A 15138-nucleotide genomic window follows, 5' to 3' on the forward strand; every position below is an offset into this window, starting at 1 on the left:
TCGTGAAAACCCTCAATAGCCTGCCCGTCACGCTGGACAATGTCCTGGAGGCGCAAAAGCTGCTTGAGGGGATTATTACCCGGACCCCGGTGGAATCGTCCCGGGCGTTGGGCAGCATGGTGGGCGGCGACGTCTTCTTCAAGTGCGAAAACCTCCAACGGGCCGGCTCGTTCAAGGTCCGCGGCGCCTACGTCCGAATGGCCAAACTTGCGGCCGAGGAGAAAAAGCGCGGCGTGGTGGCGGCCTCGGCCGGAAACCATGCGCAAGGCGTCGCCGTGGCAGCGAAGAGCCTGGGCATCAAGGCCCGGATCTACATGCCGCTGGGTGTGGCCCTGCCCAAGCTGGCGGCCACCCGCAGTCACGGCGCCGAAGTGGTCCTGCACGGGCATAACGTGGACGAAGCACTCGCCGAAGCCCAGCGCTATGCCGATGAAACCGGCGCTGTTTTTGTCCACCCGTTCGACAACGTGGACGTCGTTGCCGGCCAGGGCACGGTGGGGCTGGAAATCCTGGAGCAGATCCCCAACGTTGACACCATCCTGATGGGCGTCGGCGGCGGCGGGCTGCTGGCCGGCGTGGCGGTTGCAGTGAAGGCACGGGCCCGGGAGCTGGGCCGGGACATCCGGATCATCGGTGTCCAGGCCGAAAACGCCGCGGCCTACCCGCCGTCCCTGGCCGCGGACGCCCTGGTGCCGTTGAAGAAGGTCTCCACGATGGCTGACGGCATTGCCGTGGGCCGTCCCGGGCAACTGCCCTTCAGCATCATCCGGGAACTCGTGGACGACGTCGTGACCGTCAGCGAGGATTCCCTCGCCCGCGCGCTGATCTTCCTGCTCGAACGCGCCAAGATGGTGGTGGAACCGGCCGGTGCCGTGGGCGTGGCCGCCCTGATGGACGGCAAGATCGAGAATCCCGGCACCACGGCGGTGATCCTCTCCGGCGGCAACATCGACCCCATGCTCATGCTCAAGGTGATCCAGCGGGGCCTTTCCGCTGCAGGCCGGTTCATGACGGTGCGCATGATGCTGGATGACCGGCCGGGTTCGCTGGCCACCATCGCCCGGATCATCGCCGAGAACGATGCCAACGTCACAGGCCTGGACCACACCCGCGTGGGCGGCTCCATCAGCATGGGAGATGTGTCCATCACCGTCAACCTGGAAACCAAGGGCCACGAGCACTGTGAGCAGGTCCTGGGCGCACTCCGTGCCGAGGGTTTCCAGCCGATCGTGGTCCACTAGGGACCATGGTGCTTGACGCTTCGGGGGGACAAGCGCAAACGAGGCATACCCCTGCCGCACGCGCACAGGGCGGGCTGCTGGTGCTGGGGCTCTTCATTGTGCTGCTGTTCGCGATCGAACTGGTTAATGCTGCCACGTTCCATTCCCTGAACAGGACGTTCGGCCTCCGGCCGCGAAGCGCCGACGGCCTGCTGGACATCCTCACGTTCCCGCTGTTCCACGCCAACCTCGGCCATGTGGTCTCCAACGCACTGCCGCTGATCATCTTCGGCTTCCTCGTTTTTCTGTCCGGGCTCAGGGTCTTCCTCACGGCAGTGGCCTTCAGCTGGTTCGGCTCAGGTTTGTTAGTCTGGCTGATCGGCGGCTGGGGGATCACAGTGGGCGCCTCAGGCCTGGTCTTCGGCTTTTTCGCGTTCCTGCTGGTGCGCGGGTTCTTCAATCGCAACTGGTGGCAGATAGCGCTGTCGGTGGTCCTGTTCCTCACCTACGGCGGAATCCTGTTCGGCGTCCTCCCCGGCGTGGCAGGCTTTGTCTCGTGGCAGGCCCACCTGGGCGGTGCCCTCGGCGGCGTCGCCGCGGCCATGCTGCTGAAGCCCCGGCGCGTTCCGCAGCAACGCCAGGCGACGGAAAGATAAGCCTTAACGAACGACGCCGGCCGTCCCCGCGAAGGGGAGGGCCGGCGTCGTTCGTTATAAGGCTATTGCCGCGGTTCCGGAGCTGAAGCCCCTAGCCTGCGTACGGCTTGGCGGACATGATCTCCACCGTGATGTCCTTACCGTTCGGTGCGGTGTAGCTGAGCTTGTCGCCCTCTTTGTGGCCAACGATGGCGGAACCCAAGGGGGACTTTTCGCTGAAGACATCAAGGTCCGAGTCGCCCGCGATCTCGCGGGAGCCAAGAAGGAACGTCTCCTCGTCTCCGGCGATCTTTGCCACGACGATCATTCCGGGCTCGACAATTCCGTCGTCGGCCGGGGACTCGCCCACGTGCGCGTCGCGGAGAAGGGCGGTGAGCTGGCGGATGCGGGCCTCGATCTTGCCCTGCTCCTCCTTGGCGGCGTGGTATCCGCCGTTTTCCTTGAGGTCGCCTTCCTGGCGTGCAGCTTCGATTTTCTGGACGATTTCCGCCCGGCCGGCGCCGGAGAGGTGGTCCAGCTCTGCCTTCAGGCGGTCAAAAGCTTCCTGGGTAAGCCAAGCTGCAGTTGCGCTGTTGGTGGTAGACACGGACTTCTCCTTTTTCGTGGTCAAACAAGTTTGAGGTCAAACAAGCAAAGACCCCGCCACGGTGGCCACTTGTGGGACTCAGTAACCAGCTCAGCGGGGTAAAGGTATTGGTCCATTGTAGTCAATGCAGTGGACAAACCAAAGAAGGCCTGCGGTGTGGGTCACAGCCGGACTCCGGAAGCGGGACGGGAACTGTGGCCGGCTACTTGTTCGCGTCCGGAATCCAGCAGCTGTCCACCACGCCGGAAACTGAGAGGGACTCCGTCCGCACCACCGCGCGGTGGACCGTGGTGCGTCCGCCGTCGGCGGTGGCGTCAGCCGGGTTCGGTCCGATATCCACTACTTTCCAGCCGACCACGGCGAATTTGGAGTCCAGTGCCTTGACAGCGCATTTGACGCCGGTGGCGGGATCCTTGGTGACCTGGAAATCGATCTCCGCCTGGGTGGCGTCCGTGGTGCTGTAGCCGATGTCCTTGAACGTCACGGTTTCGGTGTTCAGGGAGGTGGAGATCCATGCCATGAAACCTATCCCGGCAGCCAGTGCAGCTATTCCGATGTTTCGCTTTGCCTTCCCGGAGAGGGCACGCTTTTGGCCCCCGTATCGATTGGCTAGGGTGGTACTTGCCGGCGCGGATGTGGCCGGCTGATCCTCGGAAGTCACCATTCCAGTTTAGTGTGGATCTGAAGGGGAAAATTCCGTCCCCGCACCCGTTGACCCGCAACCTTGAAATCCGAAGAAAGTGAGCCGTTTCAGATGACAGCGTCCGCAAGCCAGTCAAAGCCGCTCCGCCTGCTGGCCGTTCACGCTCACCCTGACGACGAATCGAGCAAGGGCGCAGCCACCATGGCAATGTACGCCGCGGCAGGAATCGACGTCATGGTGGCCACCTGCACGGACGGATCGCGGGGCGACATCCAGAACCCTGCCGTGGAGAACGAGGCGCACCCCAGGCGCGACATGGCCGGCGCCCGGCGCCTGGAAATGGATAACGCCGCCAAGGTGCTGGGCATCCGCCAGCGCTGGCTCGGGTTTGTGGACTCCGGCCTGCCCGAAGGTGACCCGCTTCCGCCGCTGCCGCCAGGCTCGTTCGCCCTCCAACCGCTGGAACGGGCGGCTGCTCCGCTGGTCAGGCTGGTGCGCGATTTCAAGCCGCAGGTGATCGTGAGCTACGACGAAAACGGCGGCTATCCGCACCCGGACCACATCATGGCCCACCGAGTGGCGGTCGAGGCCTTCGAAGCCGCCGGCGATCCGGAACGCTACGAGGGTATTGGCGAGCCCTGGGCGCCGAGCAAGCTTTACTATGACCGCGCCTTCAGCCCTGACCGCTTCCGTGCCCTCCACTTTGCACTGGAAGAGGCGGGACTGCAGTCGCCCTACGCCGAACGGCTCGCAGCTTGGCTCGAGGCTGATGCGGAAGGCCACACGCTGCCGGCCCCGACGCATCCCACCACCACGCAGATTGACTGCGGGGACTATTTTGAAGCCCGGGATGATGCGCTCCGCGCCCACCGGACCCAGGTGGACCCCCTGGGATTCTTTTTCGCCGTGTCCCCGGACATGCAGCGCCGCGCCTGGCCCTGGGAGGACTACACCCTGATCCAGTCCCGGGTTCCCGTGGAACTGCCGGAAAAGGATCTCTTTGCAGGGCTAAGATAGAGCCAAGCCCATTTCTATGACCCGTAGAAGTCAGGGCCATCAATACGTTCCACAGAAGGTTTAACCGTGCATCACTTGCTCATCGCCCTCGCGACGGCCCCGGCACCCAGCCCCACGCCGTCCCTGCGCCCGGGCCTCTCAGAAGACCAGGTGACTCCGGGCATGTGGGGCTTCATCATGACGGCCTTCTTTGTCCTGGCCACCACGCTGCTGATCGTGGACATGGTGCGCCGCATCCGCCGCGTCCGCTACCGCGCACAGGTCGAGGAAGAACGTATGGCTGCATTGGCTGCCGGAGATCAGGACACGCTGGAGGCACCGGGAACCGGCGATTCCGGCACCCAGTCTTCCGGCACCCAGTCCTCCGGCACCCAGGGCGGTGCCGGCCTCCGGACGGAATCAAACGGTGATGAAGGCCGCGGACGCAGCTAGCGGCGGAGCTGGCCAGGGGGGAGCCGGCGCAGTCCGGCCCGGCGCAACCAATGCCCTGGGCGGGGAACCTTCCGCGTACCTGAGGCAGCACGCCACCAACCCGGTCCACTGGCGGCCCTTCGGCGATGAGGCGTTCGGCTTCGCAGAGGAACGCGACGTCCCCGTCTTCCTGTCCATCGGCTATGCCGCGTGCCACTGGTGCCATGTGATGGCGCACGAATCATTCGAGGACCAGGAAACAGCGGACTTCCTCAACGCCAACTTCGTGGCCATCAAGGTGGACAGGGAGGAGCGTCCGGATGTGGACGCCGTGTACATGGCCGCAACCCAGGCCATAAGCGGCGAAGGCGGCTGGCCGATGTCCGTTTTCCTCACACCGGACGGACGCGCCTTCCACGCCGGAACCTACTTCCCGCCCCGGCCTATGCCCGGCCGGCCCTCGTTCCGCCAGGTGCTTGAGGCGGTCCGCGATGCCTGGCTGGAACGGCGTGAGGGCGTCGAGCAAAACGCCGAGTCGCTGGCACGGGGGATGGCCGAATCCCAACTTGCGGCTGCCGTCCAGTTGACCGGTTCGCCGGATCCTGTGGACGCCGGCCTGCTCTCCGAAGCAGTCCGCGTCCTGGCCCGTTCCGAAGACCCGGACGACGGCGGATTCGGCACCGCGCCGAAGTTCCCGCCGTCGCCCGTGTTGGAATTCCTGGTCCGGCACGCTGCGGTGGCGTCGGAAACCTCGGATGCGGCCACGGACATGGCGGGCCGGACGCTCGCCGCGATGGCCCGTTCGGCGCTTTTCGACCAGCTGGACGGCGGCTTTGCCCGGTACTCCGTGACCCGGGACTGGTCCGTGCCGCACTTTGAAAAAATGCTTTACGACAATGCCCAGCTGCTGCGTGCCTATGTCCACTGGGCCCGGCTCGGAGGCGATTCCGTGTTCCCCGCCAGCGAGGCGGCGGATGTTGCCGCCCGCACTGCGGACTGGATGATCCAGGCACTTGGCGTCGCCGGTGCAGGGCAAGCGGAGGCGTTCGCCTCGTCACTGGACGCCGACACCGTGGTGGACGGCCGGCACCACGAGGGGGCCAGCTACCTCTGGACACCGGCGGAACTGCAGGACGTCCTGGGACCTGACGACGGCGCCGCTGCGGCGCGGCTGATGAATGTCCGGGCCGGGGGTACCGTGACGGCGTCGGCTTCTCCGCTGCATCCGGGGTGCCGGCTCGACGATGCCGGGAGCGCCCTGTGGGACGGGATCCGGCCGCGCCTCCTGGCCGCGCGTTCCGGGCGTCCGCAGCCCGCCAGGGACGACAAAGTGGTGGCCGGCTGGAACGGGCTGGCCGTCGCCGCGCTGGCCGAAGCAGGGGCGGTCCTTGACCGGCCCGACCTGGTGGCTGCGGCCGGGCAGGCTGCCGTTTACCTTGAGCGGGTCCACTGGCAGGCTCCGGGCGCAGGGGGCCAGGGCGCAGAACCCGGCACCCTGGTGCGGGTGTCGCATGCCGGCCAGGCGAGGGGGATCGGCGGCCTGCTCGAAGACTATGCCTTCTGCGTCGACGGACTCCTGACCCTGTACGGCGTCACGGGTGCCGAGCGCTGGTACCGGCTGGCAGAAGACATCCTGGAGGCCGCCTGCCTGAGGTTTGGTGCGGACGGAACACTGGTGGACACTGCCGGGGAGTCCTCCCAGGTGTTCAACGCACAGGGGCAACGGGCCGGCCTTGAACCCTTCGACAACGCCACACCCAGCGGCGCGGCGGCGTTTGCCGGAGCCCTGCTGAGCTACTCGGCACTCTCCGGTTCAGCCGACCACCGGATCATGGCAGGAAACATACTCGCGCTGCTCCCGCCGCTGGCAACGCGTGCGCCCCGGGCGGCAGGATGGCTCCTGGCGACGGCGCAGGCCGCGCTGGCGGGCCCCGTGGAGGCCGCCGTCGTCGGACCTGCCGGCCCGGTGCGGGCGGCCCTCCACCGCGCCGTGCTGCTGTCCGCCAGCCCCGGACTGGTGGTTGCCGTGGCGGCCGACGCCGGTGGGCCGCCTGCCGGTCCTGTCCCGTCCGCCGTGCCGCTGCTGGAGGGCAGGACAGCGGCGCCCGACGGGTCGCCGCAGGTGTTCCTCTGCCGCGGGATGGTGTGTGACCGCCCGGTGGGAACCGTGGCCGAACTGCTGGAGCGGCTGGCTGCGGGTCCGCCTTAGGCGGGTCGGCCGATGACCGCGATGGCGATGGCGATGAAGTGTGCCGCAAAGGCGAACACCGTGAACGCGTGGAAGAGCTCGTGGAAGCCGAAGTGGTGGTAGCTGAAGTTTGGCTTCTTGAGCGCGTAGAAAACGGCCCCGGCTATGTAAAGAGCGCCTCCCACGCAGATCAGGACGGCGGCGGCAATGCTGGCCGCGAAAAAGTCCGGCAGGTAGAACAGTGCGCCGCAGCCCAGGGCGATGTAGATGGGCACATAGAGCCAGCGCGGCGCATGGGTCCACAGCAGCCGGAACAGGACCCCCAGGATGGCGCCGGACCAGATGACCCACAGCAGCACCACAGCCTTGGGACGTTCCAGCAGGGCCCACGCCAGCGGCGTGTAGCTGCCTGCGATCACCAGCATGATGTTGGTGTGGTCGAGGCGCTTGAGGACGATCTTGACGCCGGGCGACCAGTTGCCGCGGTGGTACACGGCACTGATCCCGAACAGCAGCACCCCCGTCACGGCGTAGACCGCAGAGGCGATTTTCAGGTCGGCAGTGGGGGCCAGCAGGATCAGGACAAGCCCCGCAGCGAGAGCCAACGGTGCGGTCACGGTGTGGATCCAGCCACGCCATTTCGGCTTGATCATCAGGAGTTCCGCGATGCGGACTGCCGCATCGTCCATCGGGCTTGATTTCCGACCGTTGCCTGCTCCCGACCCCGGGTGGGGAGTATTGCTTTCCATTGCTCAAGAATAAACTACGTTCCAGTAAGTTACTTTTCAGTAACTCCTGGGGTGGCTGAATGGTGGCACTCCGTGCACCGTGTGCCGGTTGCGGGCAGGTAGCCTAGGAATGCACTGCCGTCGTACATCAAGGAAGTCAGGTGAGTCTCCGGATGGAGTGGCCCGGGATCCTCTATGGCTTCTACGAACGCAAGCTCCTGCGCTCGCTGGACAAGGACCGAATCCCCAGACACATCGGCGTGATGGTGGACGGAAACCGCCGCTGGGCCAAGCAGTTCAATGCGCCCACCAGCCAGGGACACCAGGCAGGGGCGGACAAGATCCACGAGTTCCTCGGCTGGTGCCAGGAACTGGGCGTCAAAGTGGTCACGCTCTACATGCTCTCCACCGACAACATGAGCCGCTCCGGCGAGGAGCTGGACCTGCTGATGGGCATCATCGCGAACACCCTCGACCGGCTGGATGAGGATGCGGACATCTCCGTCCATGCCATGGGCGCACCGGAACTGCTTCCCGACTACCTGGCCGACCGGCTCAACAAGCTCACGGCCCGGACCCCGGCACATGAAAAAATCCACGTCAACGTCGCTGTGGGTTACGGCGGACGGCGTGAAATCGTGGACGCCGTCCGGGAACTCCTCCACGATGCCGTGGCCAGGGGCAAGGACATTGGCAAGCTCGCGGATGAACTTACCGTCGATGACATCTCGCGGTTCCTGTACACCCGGGGGCAACCGGACCCGGACCTGGTGATCCGTACGTCGGGGGAGCAGCGGCTGTCCGGCTTCCTGATGTGGCAAAGCGCCTACAGCGAGTTCTACTTCTGCGAGGCGCTCTGGCCGGCCTTCCGCAAAGTGGACTTCCTGCGGGCATTGCGCGACTACGCCGGCAGGCAGCGGCGCTTCGGCTCCTGACGGCGGCTTGCCTGCAGGGAAGGCGTGTCATGGCCGGTTCACGCGGAGTTCACGTGACCGCAATAAGAATCGCCGACGAATGGTTTGGGAAACAAAGCCGCGGGGAATTACGTTGATTCCATTAGCAGGCAAAATGCCGGCTAATCGGGGAGGCCAGTACATGGAGCGGATTTTCGCACCGGATGTATGGGAGGCCGGAACCGGCCTCGTGGCCGATCCGCCTCACCTATAAAATATCCGGGCGTGCGCCCCGGGGCTGGAGTCGATGTGGCTATTTCTGAACAACTGCCCGACGTCATTTCCGACCAGGGAGAGAAAGCTACCTCTCGCGCCAAGCGAGCCACCTCACAGACCGGTGCAGCGAATCATCACGCTGCGGCCGGTCTTGCTGTATCCGGCGAAAAGGCCGGAACAGACGACACTCTGTGGACCTTCGTCATCGACACCTCGGTATTGCTCTCGGACCCCCGCGCGCTGCTGCGTTTCGCGGAACACGAAGTCGTTGTCCCGATCGTGGTCATCACGGAGCTTGAGGGCAAACGGCACGACCCCGAGTTGGGATACTTCGCCCGCAAGGCGCTGAGGCTCCTGGACGACCTCCGGGTCCAGCATGGCGGGCTCGACCATCCCATTCCGCTGGGCGACGACGGCGGCACCCTCGTGGTGGAGATGAACCACATTTCCGCTGAGGTGCTGCCCGCAGGCTTCCGCGGCGGGGACAACGACAGCCGGATCCTCGCCGTCGCCAAGAACCTCGCCAACGAAGGCCGCAACGTCACAGTGGTCTCCAAAGACCTGCCAATGCGCGTCAAGGCCTCGGCCATGGGACTGCTCGCCGACGAGTACCGCAATGAACTGGTGAAGGACTCCGGCTGGACCGGGGTGGCCGAGATTGAAGCGAGCGAAGTGGAGGTCTCCACCCTCTACGGCCACGAACCCGTCTTCATTCCGGCGGCGGCAGAGATGCCCGTCAACACCGGCCTGGTGCTGCTCTCCAACCGGGGTTCCGCGCTGGGCCGCGTGGGCGCGGACAAACAGGTCCGGCTGGTCAAGGGGGACCGTGACGTGTTCGGGCTGCACGGCCGCTCCGCGGAACAGCGGCTGGCCATCGACATGCTGATGGACCCGTCCGTCGGCATCGTGTCGATCGGCGGCCGCGCGGGCACCGGAAAGTCCGCGCTGGCGCTGTGTGCCGGCCTCGAGGCCGTGCTGGAACGCCGCGAACACCGCAAAGTGATCGTCTTCCGGCCGCTGTACGCCGTGGGCGGCCAAGAGCTCGGCTACCTCCCCGGCTCCGAAGCGGAGAAGATGAACCCGTGGGCGCAGGCCGTCTTTGACACCCTCGGAGCCCTGGTCAGCCAGGAAGTCGTCGAGGAAGTCATGGACCGCGGCATGCTGGAAGTCATGCCGCTGACCCATATCCGCGGCCGCTCGCTCCATGATGCGTTCGTGATCGTCGATGAAGCGCAGTCGCTCGAGAAGAACGTGCTCCTGACAGTGATGAGCCGGATCGGCCAGAACTCGAAGATCGTCCTGACCCACGACGTTGCCCAGCGCGACAACCTGCGGGTCGGCCGGCACGACGGCGTTGCCGCCGTGGTCGAAACCCTTAAGGGGCACCCGCTCTTCGGGCACATCACCCTCACGCGGTCCGAGCGCTCGCCGATCGCGGCACTCGTCACGGAACTGCTTGAAGGTGCGGAAATCTAGTACCAGGACTAGTGAAGGGCCGTGGCCGGATTCGCCCGGCCGCGGCCCTTCGCCTACAGCCCCAGGTACTTGGCCGTGGCTTCGTGGCCTTCCACTTTCAGCGTCCAGTCGGGGCGTTTGAAGGTTTCAGGGGTCACCCGGACCCTCTGGACGTCCTGCCTGATGCCGCCCCAAGCCGAACGGGTGACACCGTTCAGCCCGTAGCCGAGGGAGCGGGAGACGCCCAGGGATTTTTCGTTCCAGGCGGCTGCCTCGGACTCGGCGACCTCCGCTTTCAGGTGGTCAAAGGCGTAGCTGACGACGGCGGCGCGCATTTCCTTGCCGAGGCCCCGGCCGTGCACGGACTTCCGGAGCCAGGAGCCCGTGGTGACTGTCCGCAGGGTGGCGAAATCCTTGGCCTCGATGTCCTGGCAGCCGATGATCCCGCCATCGTGCCAGATGCCAAGCAGCATTGTCCAGGCTTCGGGGGAAACCCCGGCGCGGCAGCGCCAGTACCACTGCGCGATGTTGGGGCCCAGCTTCTCAGCGGGAAATTCGTTCCACGGCGTGCTGAAGGGGCTGCGGCCCGGTTCGCTGATGCCCGAGAGCGCGGCTTCGACGGCCGCAGGGATGTCGTCGTCCCGGATCGGCCGCAGCACAAGCCGGGGCGTGGTCAGGGTGAGGCCCAGGGGCGGCCAGATGGCGGAGAGGTCGGTCATCAGGGAAGCTTAGCCTCTGGGCAGCGCTCAGCCGGTCACGTTCCGCGGTGAGATGTCCCAGCTGATGTGGCGGCGGACGTCCGTCAGGTTCATGGATTCCGCGAGGAAAAGGTCATCCAGCATGTACTCATCCGCGGCCAGGATCCGGAGCCAATGGCCAAGATCCTTGGATTCGTCTTCCAGGGAGCGGCTTGAAACGCACACTCCGGTGCCGAGGTCGATCCTTATGAGGTTGCGTCCAGGGCGGCACAGCGGCGCTTCGCGGTCTGAGGGCGTGTAGGCGGCGTTGGGAACCACGATGGTTTCCAGCGCAGGGCGGCCCTCGTGGTCCACGGCGGTGATGGTGCCGAGTTCCACCGCGTTCGTGTTCGGAAATTCGATCGGGACGGGGGCGTTGCCGGCCAGCTCCACCGGGTCCAGCGCCGCGGCAAAGCGACCGTTTCCGAAGCAGGGTTCGCCGTAGGCAGCCTCCGGGCGGCGCCGGACCAGTCCGCCGTCGTCGTACACGGGGGTGACCAGATGCGGAGGCAACAGCCACGACTTCCGTGTGGAACTGACGTAGAACCCGTCCTTTGAATCGTTGATGCCCGTGGTGCTGTGCAGCACCACACCGGCGGCGGACTCCAGCCGGAGGGCGCCGGGCCGGCGAAGCCACGCACGCACGGTGTTGTCGGGGTCAGCGCCGGGTCCGTCGACGTACTCGAATCGGAGGGTTTGCCATTTCCAGGGCGACGAACGGCAGAGGTTCCGGAACTTCGTGGCCATGTCTGCGGGCCTATTCTGTTGACCGGTTTCCCCCTGGCGCCTCGCGTCCCATGTCGACATATCCACAGTTTACGCGCGGGCTCAGCGGCGGGGCGGGAAAATCCAGTAGCATCCGAGGGTGATCCAACGACTGGGCGAACTTTGGGTATCCACTCCGCTGGCCTTCTGGCTGGTACTGGCGGCCTGCGCCTACTTCGGCGTGATGGCCGTACGGCTTACCGTCATCGACGTCAGGCACCACCTGCTGCCCAACAGGATTGTGTTCCCGTCCTACGCCGTGGGCGGCGTGCTGCTGCTGGCGGCGGCAGTCACCGTCCTGGTGGCCGGCGCCGACGTCGAGGCTGTGCCCGACGGCGCCGCCCGGCTTTTCGGGATCCCGGGGGTCCGCATCCTTGCAGGGGGAGTGGTGCTGTGGCTCTTCTACTTCATCCTGCGCCTGGTCTACCCGCCGGGGATGGGGTTCGGCGACGTGAAACTCGCCGGGGTGCTGGGAATGTATCTCGGCTACCTCGGCTGGGGCCACGTGTTCGCCGGTACCTTCGCCGCCTTCCTCCTTGGCGGGCTCTGGAGCCTTGGCCTGCTCGCTGCCCGGCGTGGCACGCTAAAATCCGACATTCCGTTCGGCCCCTTCATGCTGGCCGGCTCCGCCGCCGCGATGCTGCTCCTGCCTGCGGGCTGAGGCCAGCGCAGACTTTGCTGCGGTTAGGCTGAAGCTATGCCAGCACCTGATTTCGTCCTCAAACTCCGCGAAAAAATAGGCCATGACCCGCTGTGGATTCCCGCCGTGCGGGGAGTTGTCTTCAACGGGGACGGCCACGTCCTGCTGGGCCAGCGCTCAGATAACGGCAGGTGGGCCCTGATCTCCGGAATGCTGGAGCCTGGCGAGCACCCCGCTCCCGGGCTGGTGCGGGAGATCTTCGAAGAGACCGCCGTCGTTGCTGAAACGGAGCGTATGCTGTCGGTCGGCGTTGTGGGCCCCGTGACCTTCCCCAACGGCGATGTGTGCGACTTCCTGGACATCGTGTTCCGCTGCCGCCACGTCTCCGGTGAAGCGCGGGTGAACGACGACGAATCCCTGGCCGTGGGCTGGTTCCCGCTGGACGGGCTGCCGGAACTCAGGCCCGGAGACCGGGAGTGCATCCGGCGGGCGCTGCTGCCGGAGGACACCGTCCACTACGAACCCTGAGCCCCCGGCAGCGCCTTCCTTCGGTGGTTTTCTAGACTGCGGCGGACTGCCTCTCAGCTTCGAGGCGCTCCGCCTCTTCGCCGCCCACAGCCTCGCCGCGGGCCACCATGCCGGCCGTGTCGGAGAGCGGGATCTGCTTCAGGGTCAGTGCCAGCACCAGCGCGATGCCCAGGAACGGCAGCAGGTACCAGAACACAGGTGCCAGCGAATCGGCGTAGGCGTTCACGATGGCGTCCCGGAGCTGTTCCGGCAGCTGGCTCAGGGCCTGCGGGTCCAGGGTCTGCGTGGACTGCGCGGCCTGGTCGGCGGAAGCACCGGCCCCGGTGAAGGCGTTGGTCAGGGACTCGGCCAGCCGCGAGGTGAAGATGGAGCCGAACACGGCCACGCCCAGGGACGCGCCCACTTCGCGGAAATAGTTGTTGGTGCTGGTGGCCGTGCCGATCTGCTCGGCGGGCACGGAGTTCTGCACCACCAGGACGATGACCTGCATGATGGAGCCCAGGCCGGCGCCGAAGACGAACAGCTGGACGCAGATGACCCAGATGGGGGTGTCGGCGGTCAGGGTGGTCAGCCAGAGCATGGCGGCCATCGTGAGGGCGGCGCCCATGATGGGGAACATCTTGTACTTGCCGGTCTTGGAGATCCGGATGCCCGAGTAGATGGCCATGCCCATGAGGCCCGCCATCATGGGCAGCATGAGCAGCCCGGATTCAGCGGCGGAGGTCCCGGAGGACATCTGCAGGAACGTGGGGACGAACGCGATGGCTGCAAACATGCCCAGGCCCAGCGTGAAGCCGATAGCGGTGGAGTTCACGAAAATCCGGTTCTTGAACAGGCCCAGCGGAATGATGGGATCCTCGGCCCGGCGTTCCACCATGACGAACGCAGCAGCGGCCACGACCAGGCCGGCACCGAACGCCCAGGTCAGCGGCGAATCCCAGCCTTCGTCCTTCTTGCCGCCGAAGTCGGTGAAGAAGATCAGGCACGTGGTGGCCGCGGAGAGCAGCAGGACGCCGAGGACGTCGATCCGCTTCTCAGCCTTCTTGTTCGGCAGGGTCAAAGTGAACCACGCGATGGCGAACGCGGCGATGCCGATGGGGATGTTGATGTAAAAGGCCCATTCCCAGGTCAGGTGGTCAACGAAGTAGCCGCCCAGCAGGGGGCCTGCGACGGCGGAGAGGCCGAAGATTGCCCCGAGCGGACCCATGTACTTGCCGCGGTCCTTGGCCGGGACGATGTCGGCGATGATGGCCTGCGAGAGGATCATCAGGCCGCCGCCACCCAGGCCCTGGATGGCGCGGAAGATCACAAAGCCCCAGAAATCCGTAGCGATGGCGCAGCCCACCGAGGCGAGGGTGAACAGTGCGATGGCGACGAGGAACAGGTTGCGGCGGCCCAGGACGTCACCGAACTTGCCGTAGATGGGCATCACGATGGTGGTGGCCAGCAGGTAGGCGGTGGTGATCCAGGCCTGGTGTTCCACGCCGCCGAGCTTGCCCACGATGGTGGGCATCGCGGTGGAGACGATGGTCTGGTCCAGGCTGGAGAGCAGCATCCCGGCGATCAGGGCCGAGAAAATGATCCAGATGCGTTTCTGGGTCAGCAGCAGCGGCTCGGCTGCTGCCTTGGGGCTGACGGCGGTGCTCATTGGTGTCCTTCTGCGAAGAGTTGTTCAGGGAGGTTGAGGGGTTGTGAAAAGAGCAGGCGCGCGGAGGAGATGTTTTCCAGCAGCAGGTCCTGAAAGGACCGGGCGTTGTCTTCGGAGAAATAGGCCATGCTGGTGTGCCGGGCAATGCTGCCCAGGGCCACCACCGCCATCCGGACCACCGGATGGTCCGGGGCCACGCCTTCACGGGCGGCGAGGACGCGGGCAAAGTGGGCTTCCCGTTCCTCCGTGGCGCCGATAATTTTGAGCATCAGCTGGGGCTCTTTCTTGATGACGCCGATCAGCTGCCGGGTCTCCTCTTCTGAGGAACTCATCCGTTCCGACATCTTCAGTGCCAGCCCGACCAGGTCCTGGAGGAGGGTGGGGGAGATCTCGCCGGAACGCGAGCCGGCGCCGCCGCGGATGAAGTCGGTGAAGACCTCCTCGGGGAGTTCGTCGTCCACGTGGCCGAGGATGGCGTCCTCTTTCGACGGGAAGTAGTTGAAGAAAGTCCGGCGCGAGATGCCCGCCTGTTCGCACACTTCCTCGACGGTGTAGCCGTTGAGGCCCCGCTCGGCCGTCAGCGACCGCGCGATGGCGCTGATGGAACCGCGCGTGGCTGCCCGCTTGCGCTCCCGCAGGCCGCCGTCGCTAATTGCACTATTATTCACAAAGTAAAGTTTTGCACCAATTCTGGATTAGTGCAATATCTCTGCGCGAGCGGACACTTGCGACCCCAACCCACCACGG

General features: G+C 65.7%; 16 protein-coding genes. 9 read left to right on the plus strand and 7 right to left on the minus strand.

The window, feature by feature from the left end:
- The first annotated feature begins 2 nt into the window (after positions 1-2).
- Together ilvA and J7I79_RS18245 are read left to right on the plus strand one after the other, a co-directional pair.
- Positions 3-1241 carry a threonine ammonia-lyase gene (ilvA, locus tag J7I79_RS18240; RefSeq protein ID WP_214955576.1) on the plus strand — a complete coding sequence of 413 codons (1239 nt, stop codon included), beginning with the start codon at positions 3-5 and terminating at the stop codon, positions 1239-1241.
- Positions 1242-1246: 5 nt separating this feature from the next.
- On the plus strand, positions 1247-1876 hold the full coding sequence (locus J7I79_RS18245; RefSeq protein ID WP_214955578.1) for a rhomboid family intramembrane serine protease: 630 nt from the start codon (positions 1247-1249) through the stop codon (positions 1874-1876).
- 91 nt (positions 1877-1967) lie between these two features.
- Here J7I79_RS18245 and greA read toward each other — a convergent pair whose 3' ends face one another.
- Together greA and J7I79_RS18255 are read right to left on the minus strand one after the other, a co-directional pair.
- Complete coding sequence (greA, locus tag J7I79_RS18250) at positions 1968-2462, minus strand: transcription elongation factor GreA (RefSeq protein WP_104172736.1); 495 nt, start codon at positions 2460-2462, stop codon at positions 1968-1970.
- A gap of 202 nt (positions 2463-2664) precedes the next feature.
- Complete coding sequence (locus J7I79_RS18255; protein WP_285291476.1) at positions 2665-3126, minus strand: DUF4307 domain-containing protein; 462 nt, start codon at positions 3124-3126, stop codon at positions 2665-2667.
- A 90-nt stretch (positions 3127-3216) separates the two neighbouring features.
- Here J7I79_RS18255 and mca point away from each other — a divergent pair, with 90 nt between their 5' ends.
- The 3 genes from mca (at position 3217) to J7I79_RS18270 (ending at position 6742) form a co-directional block, all read left to right on the plus strand.
- Positions 3217-4122, plus strand: a complete 906-nt coding sequence (gene mca, locus J7I79_RS18260; RefSeq protein WP_214955582.1) for a mycothiol conjugate amidase Mca — start codon at positions 3217-3219, stop codon at positions 4120-4122.
- A gap of 66 nt (positions 4123-4188) precedes the next feature.
- Positions 4189-4554, plus strand: a complete 366-nt coding sequence (locus tag J7I79_RS18265; protein WP_214955584.1) for a hypothetical protein — start codon at positions 4189-4191, stop codon at positions 4552-4554.
- On the plus strand, positions 4532-6742 hold the full coding sequence (locus tag J7I79_RS18270) for a thioredoxin domain-containing protein (RefSeq protein WP_214955586.1): 2211 nt from the start codon (positions 4532-4534) through the stop codon (positions 6740-6742). The genes J7I79_RS18265 and J7I79_RS18270 overlap by 23 nt, the downstream gene beginning before the upstream one ends.
- On the opposite strand, the gene J7I79_RS18275 is transcribed toward J7I79_RS18270, so the two are convergent.
- Positions 6739-7410 carry a hemolysin III family protein gene (locus tag J7I79_RS18275; protein ID WP_214955593.1) on the minus strand — a complete coding sequence of 224 codons (672 nt, stop codon included), beginning with the start codon at positions 7408-7410 and terminating at the stop codon, positions 6739-6741. The genes J7I79_RS18270 and J7I79_RS18275 overlap by 4 nt on opposite strands.
- Positions 7411-7622: 212 nt before the next feature.
- On the opposite strand from J7I79_RS18275, the gene J7I79_RS18280 reads away from it, so the two are divergent.
- A complete protein-coding gene (locus tag J7I79_RS18280; RefSeq protein ID WP_104172732.1) occupies positions 7623-8384 on the plus strand; it encodes an isoprenyl transferase in 762 nt (253 codons plus the stop codon).
- A gap of 267 nt (positions 8385-8651) precedes the next feature.
- Entirely contained in the window at positions 8652-10094 is a 1443-nt protein-coding gene (locus tag J7I79_RS18285) for a PhoH family protein (protein WP_214955594.1), read from the plus strand.
- Between the two features lie 53 nt (positions 10095-10147).
- Here the strand turns inward: J7I79_RS18285 and J7I79_RS18290 are convergent, their stop codons facing one another.
- Together J7I79_RS18290 and J7I79_RS18295 are read right to left on the minus strand one after the other, a co-directional pair.
- Positions 10148-10792: a GNAT family N-acetyltransferase gene (locus tag J7I79_RS18290; protein WP_214955597.1), complete on the minus strand. Its 645-nt coding sequence runs from the start codon at positions 10790-10792 to the stop codon at positions 10148-10150.
- 27 nt (positions 10793-10819) lie between these two features.
- On the minus strand, positions 10820-11617 hold the full coding sequence (locus tag J7I79_RS18295) for a hypothetical protein (RefSeq protein WP_214955599.1): 798 nt from the start codon (positions 11615-11617) through the stop codon (positions 10820-10822).
- 58 nt (positions 11618-11675) lie between these two features.
- Between J7I79_RS18295 and J7I79_RS18300 the strand changes: the two genes are divergently transcribed.
- On the plus strand, positions 11676-12236 hold the full coding sequence (locus tag J7I79_RS18300) for an A24 family peptidase (RefSeq protein ID WP_214955601.1): 561 nt from the start codon (positions 11676-11678) through the stop codon (positions 12234-12236).
- A gap of 36 nt (positions 12237-12272) precedes the next feature.
- Positions 12273-12743, plus strand: a complete 471-nt coding sequence (locus tag J7I79_RS18305; RefSeq protein ID WP_214955602.1) for an NUDIX domain-containing protein — start codon at positions 12273-12275, stop codon at positions 12741-12743.
- A gap of 31 nt (positions 12744-12774) precedes the next feature.
- Here the strand turns inward: J7I79_RS18305 and J7I79_RS18310 are convergent, their stop codons facing one another.
- Together J7I79_RS18310 and J7I79_RS18315 are read right to left on the minus strand one after the other, a co-directional pair.
- Positions 12775-14391, minus strand: coding sequence for an MDR family MFS transporter (locus J7I79_RS18310; RefSeq protein ID WP_214955604.1), 1617 nt, complete (start codon positions 14389-14391; stop codon positions 12775-12777).
- Positions 14388-15059 (minus strand): TetR/AcrR family transcriptional regulator, encoded by a 672-nt coding sequence (locus tag J7I79_RS18315; protein ID WP_214955606.1) that lies wholly within the window; start codon positions 15057-15059, stop codon positions 14388-14390. Before J7I79_RS18315 ends, J7I79_RS18310 begins: the two co-directional genes overlap by 4 nt.
- Positions 15060-15138: the final 79 nt, after the last annotated feature.

Origin of the sequence: Arthrobacter sp. ISL-69 (genome assembly GCF_018613775.1) — a bacterium.
GTDB lineage: Bacteria > Actinomycetota > Actinomycetes > Actinomycetales > Micrococcaceae > Arthrobacter.

Excerpts from the sequence above, each read along its gene's own strand:
- mca (WP_214955582.1), top strand. The coding sequence starts at position 3,217 with ATGACAGCGTCCGCAAGCCAGTCAAAGCCGCTCCGCCTGCTGGCCGTT.
- J7I79_RS18270 (WP_214955586.1), top strand. The coding sequence starts at position 4,532 with ATGAAGGCCGCGGACGCAGCTAGCGGCGGAGCTGGCCAGGGGGGAGCC.
- J7I79_RS18305 (WP_214955602.1), top strand. The coding sequence starts at position 12,273 with ATGCCAGCACCTGATTTCGTCCTCAAACTCCGCGAAAAAATAGGCCAT.
- J7I79_RS18290 (WP_214955597.1), bottom strand. The coding sequence starts at position 10,792 with ATGACCGACCTCTCCGCCATCTGGCCGCCCCTGGGCCTCACCCTGACC.
- J7I79_RS18295 (WP_214955599.1), bottom strand. The coding sequence starts at position 11,617 with ATGTCGACATGGGACGCGAGGCGCCAGGGGGAAACCGGTCAACAGAAT.
- J7I79_RS18310 (WP_214955604.1), bottom strand. The coding sequence starts at position 14,391 with ATGAGCACCGCCGTCAGCCCCAAGGCAGCAGCCGAGCCGCTGCTGCTG.
- J7I79_RS18245 (WP_214955578.1), top strand. The coding sequence starts at position 1,247 with ATGGTGCTTGACGCTTCGGGGGGACAAGCGCAAACGAGGCATACCCCT.
- J7I79_RS18280 (WP_104172732.1), top strand. The coding sequence starts at position 7,623 with ATGGAGTGGCCCGGGATCCTCTATGGCTTCTACGAACGCAAGCTCCTG.
- J7I79_RS18255 (WP_285291476.1), bottom strand. The coding sequence starts at position 3,126 with ATGGTGACTTCCGAGGATCAGCCGGCCACATCCGCGCCGGCAAGTACC.
- J7I79_RS18275 (WP_214955593.1), bottom strand. The coding sequence starts at position 7,410 with ATGGACGATGCGGCAGTCCGCATCGCGGAACTCCTGATGATCAAGCCG.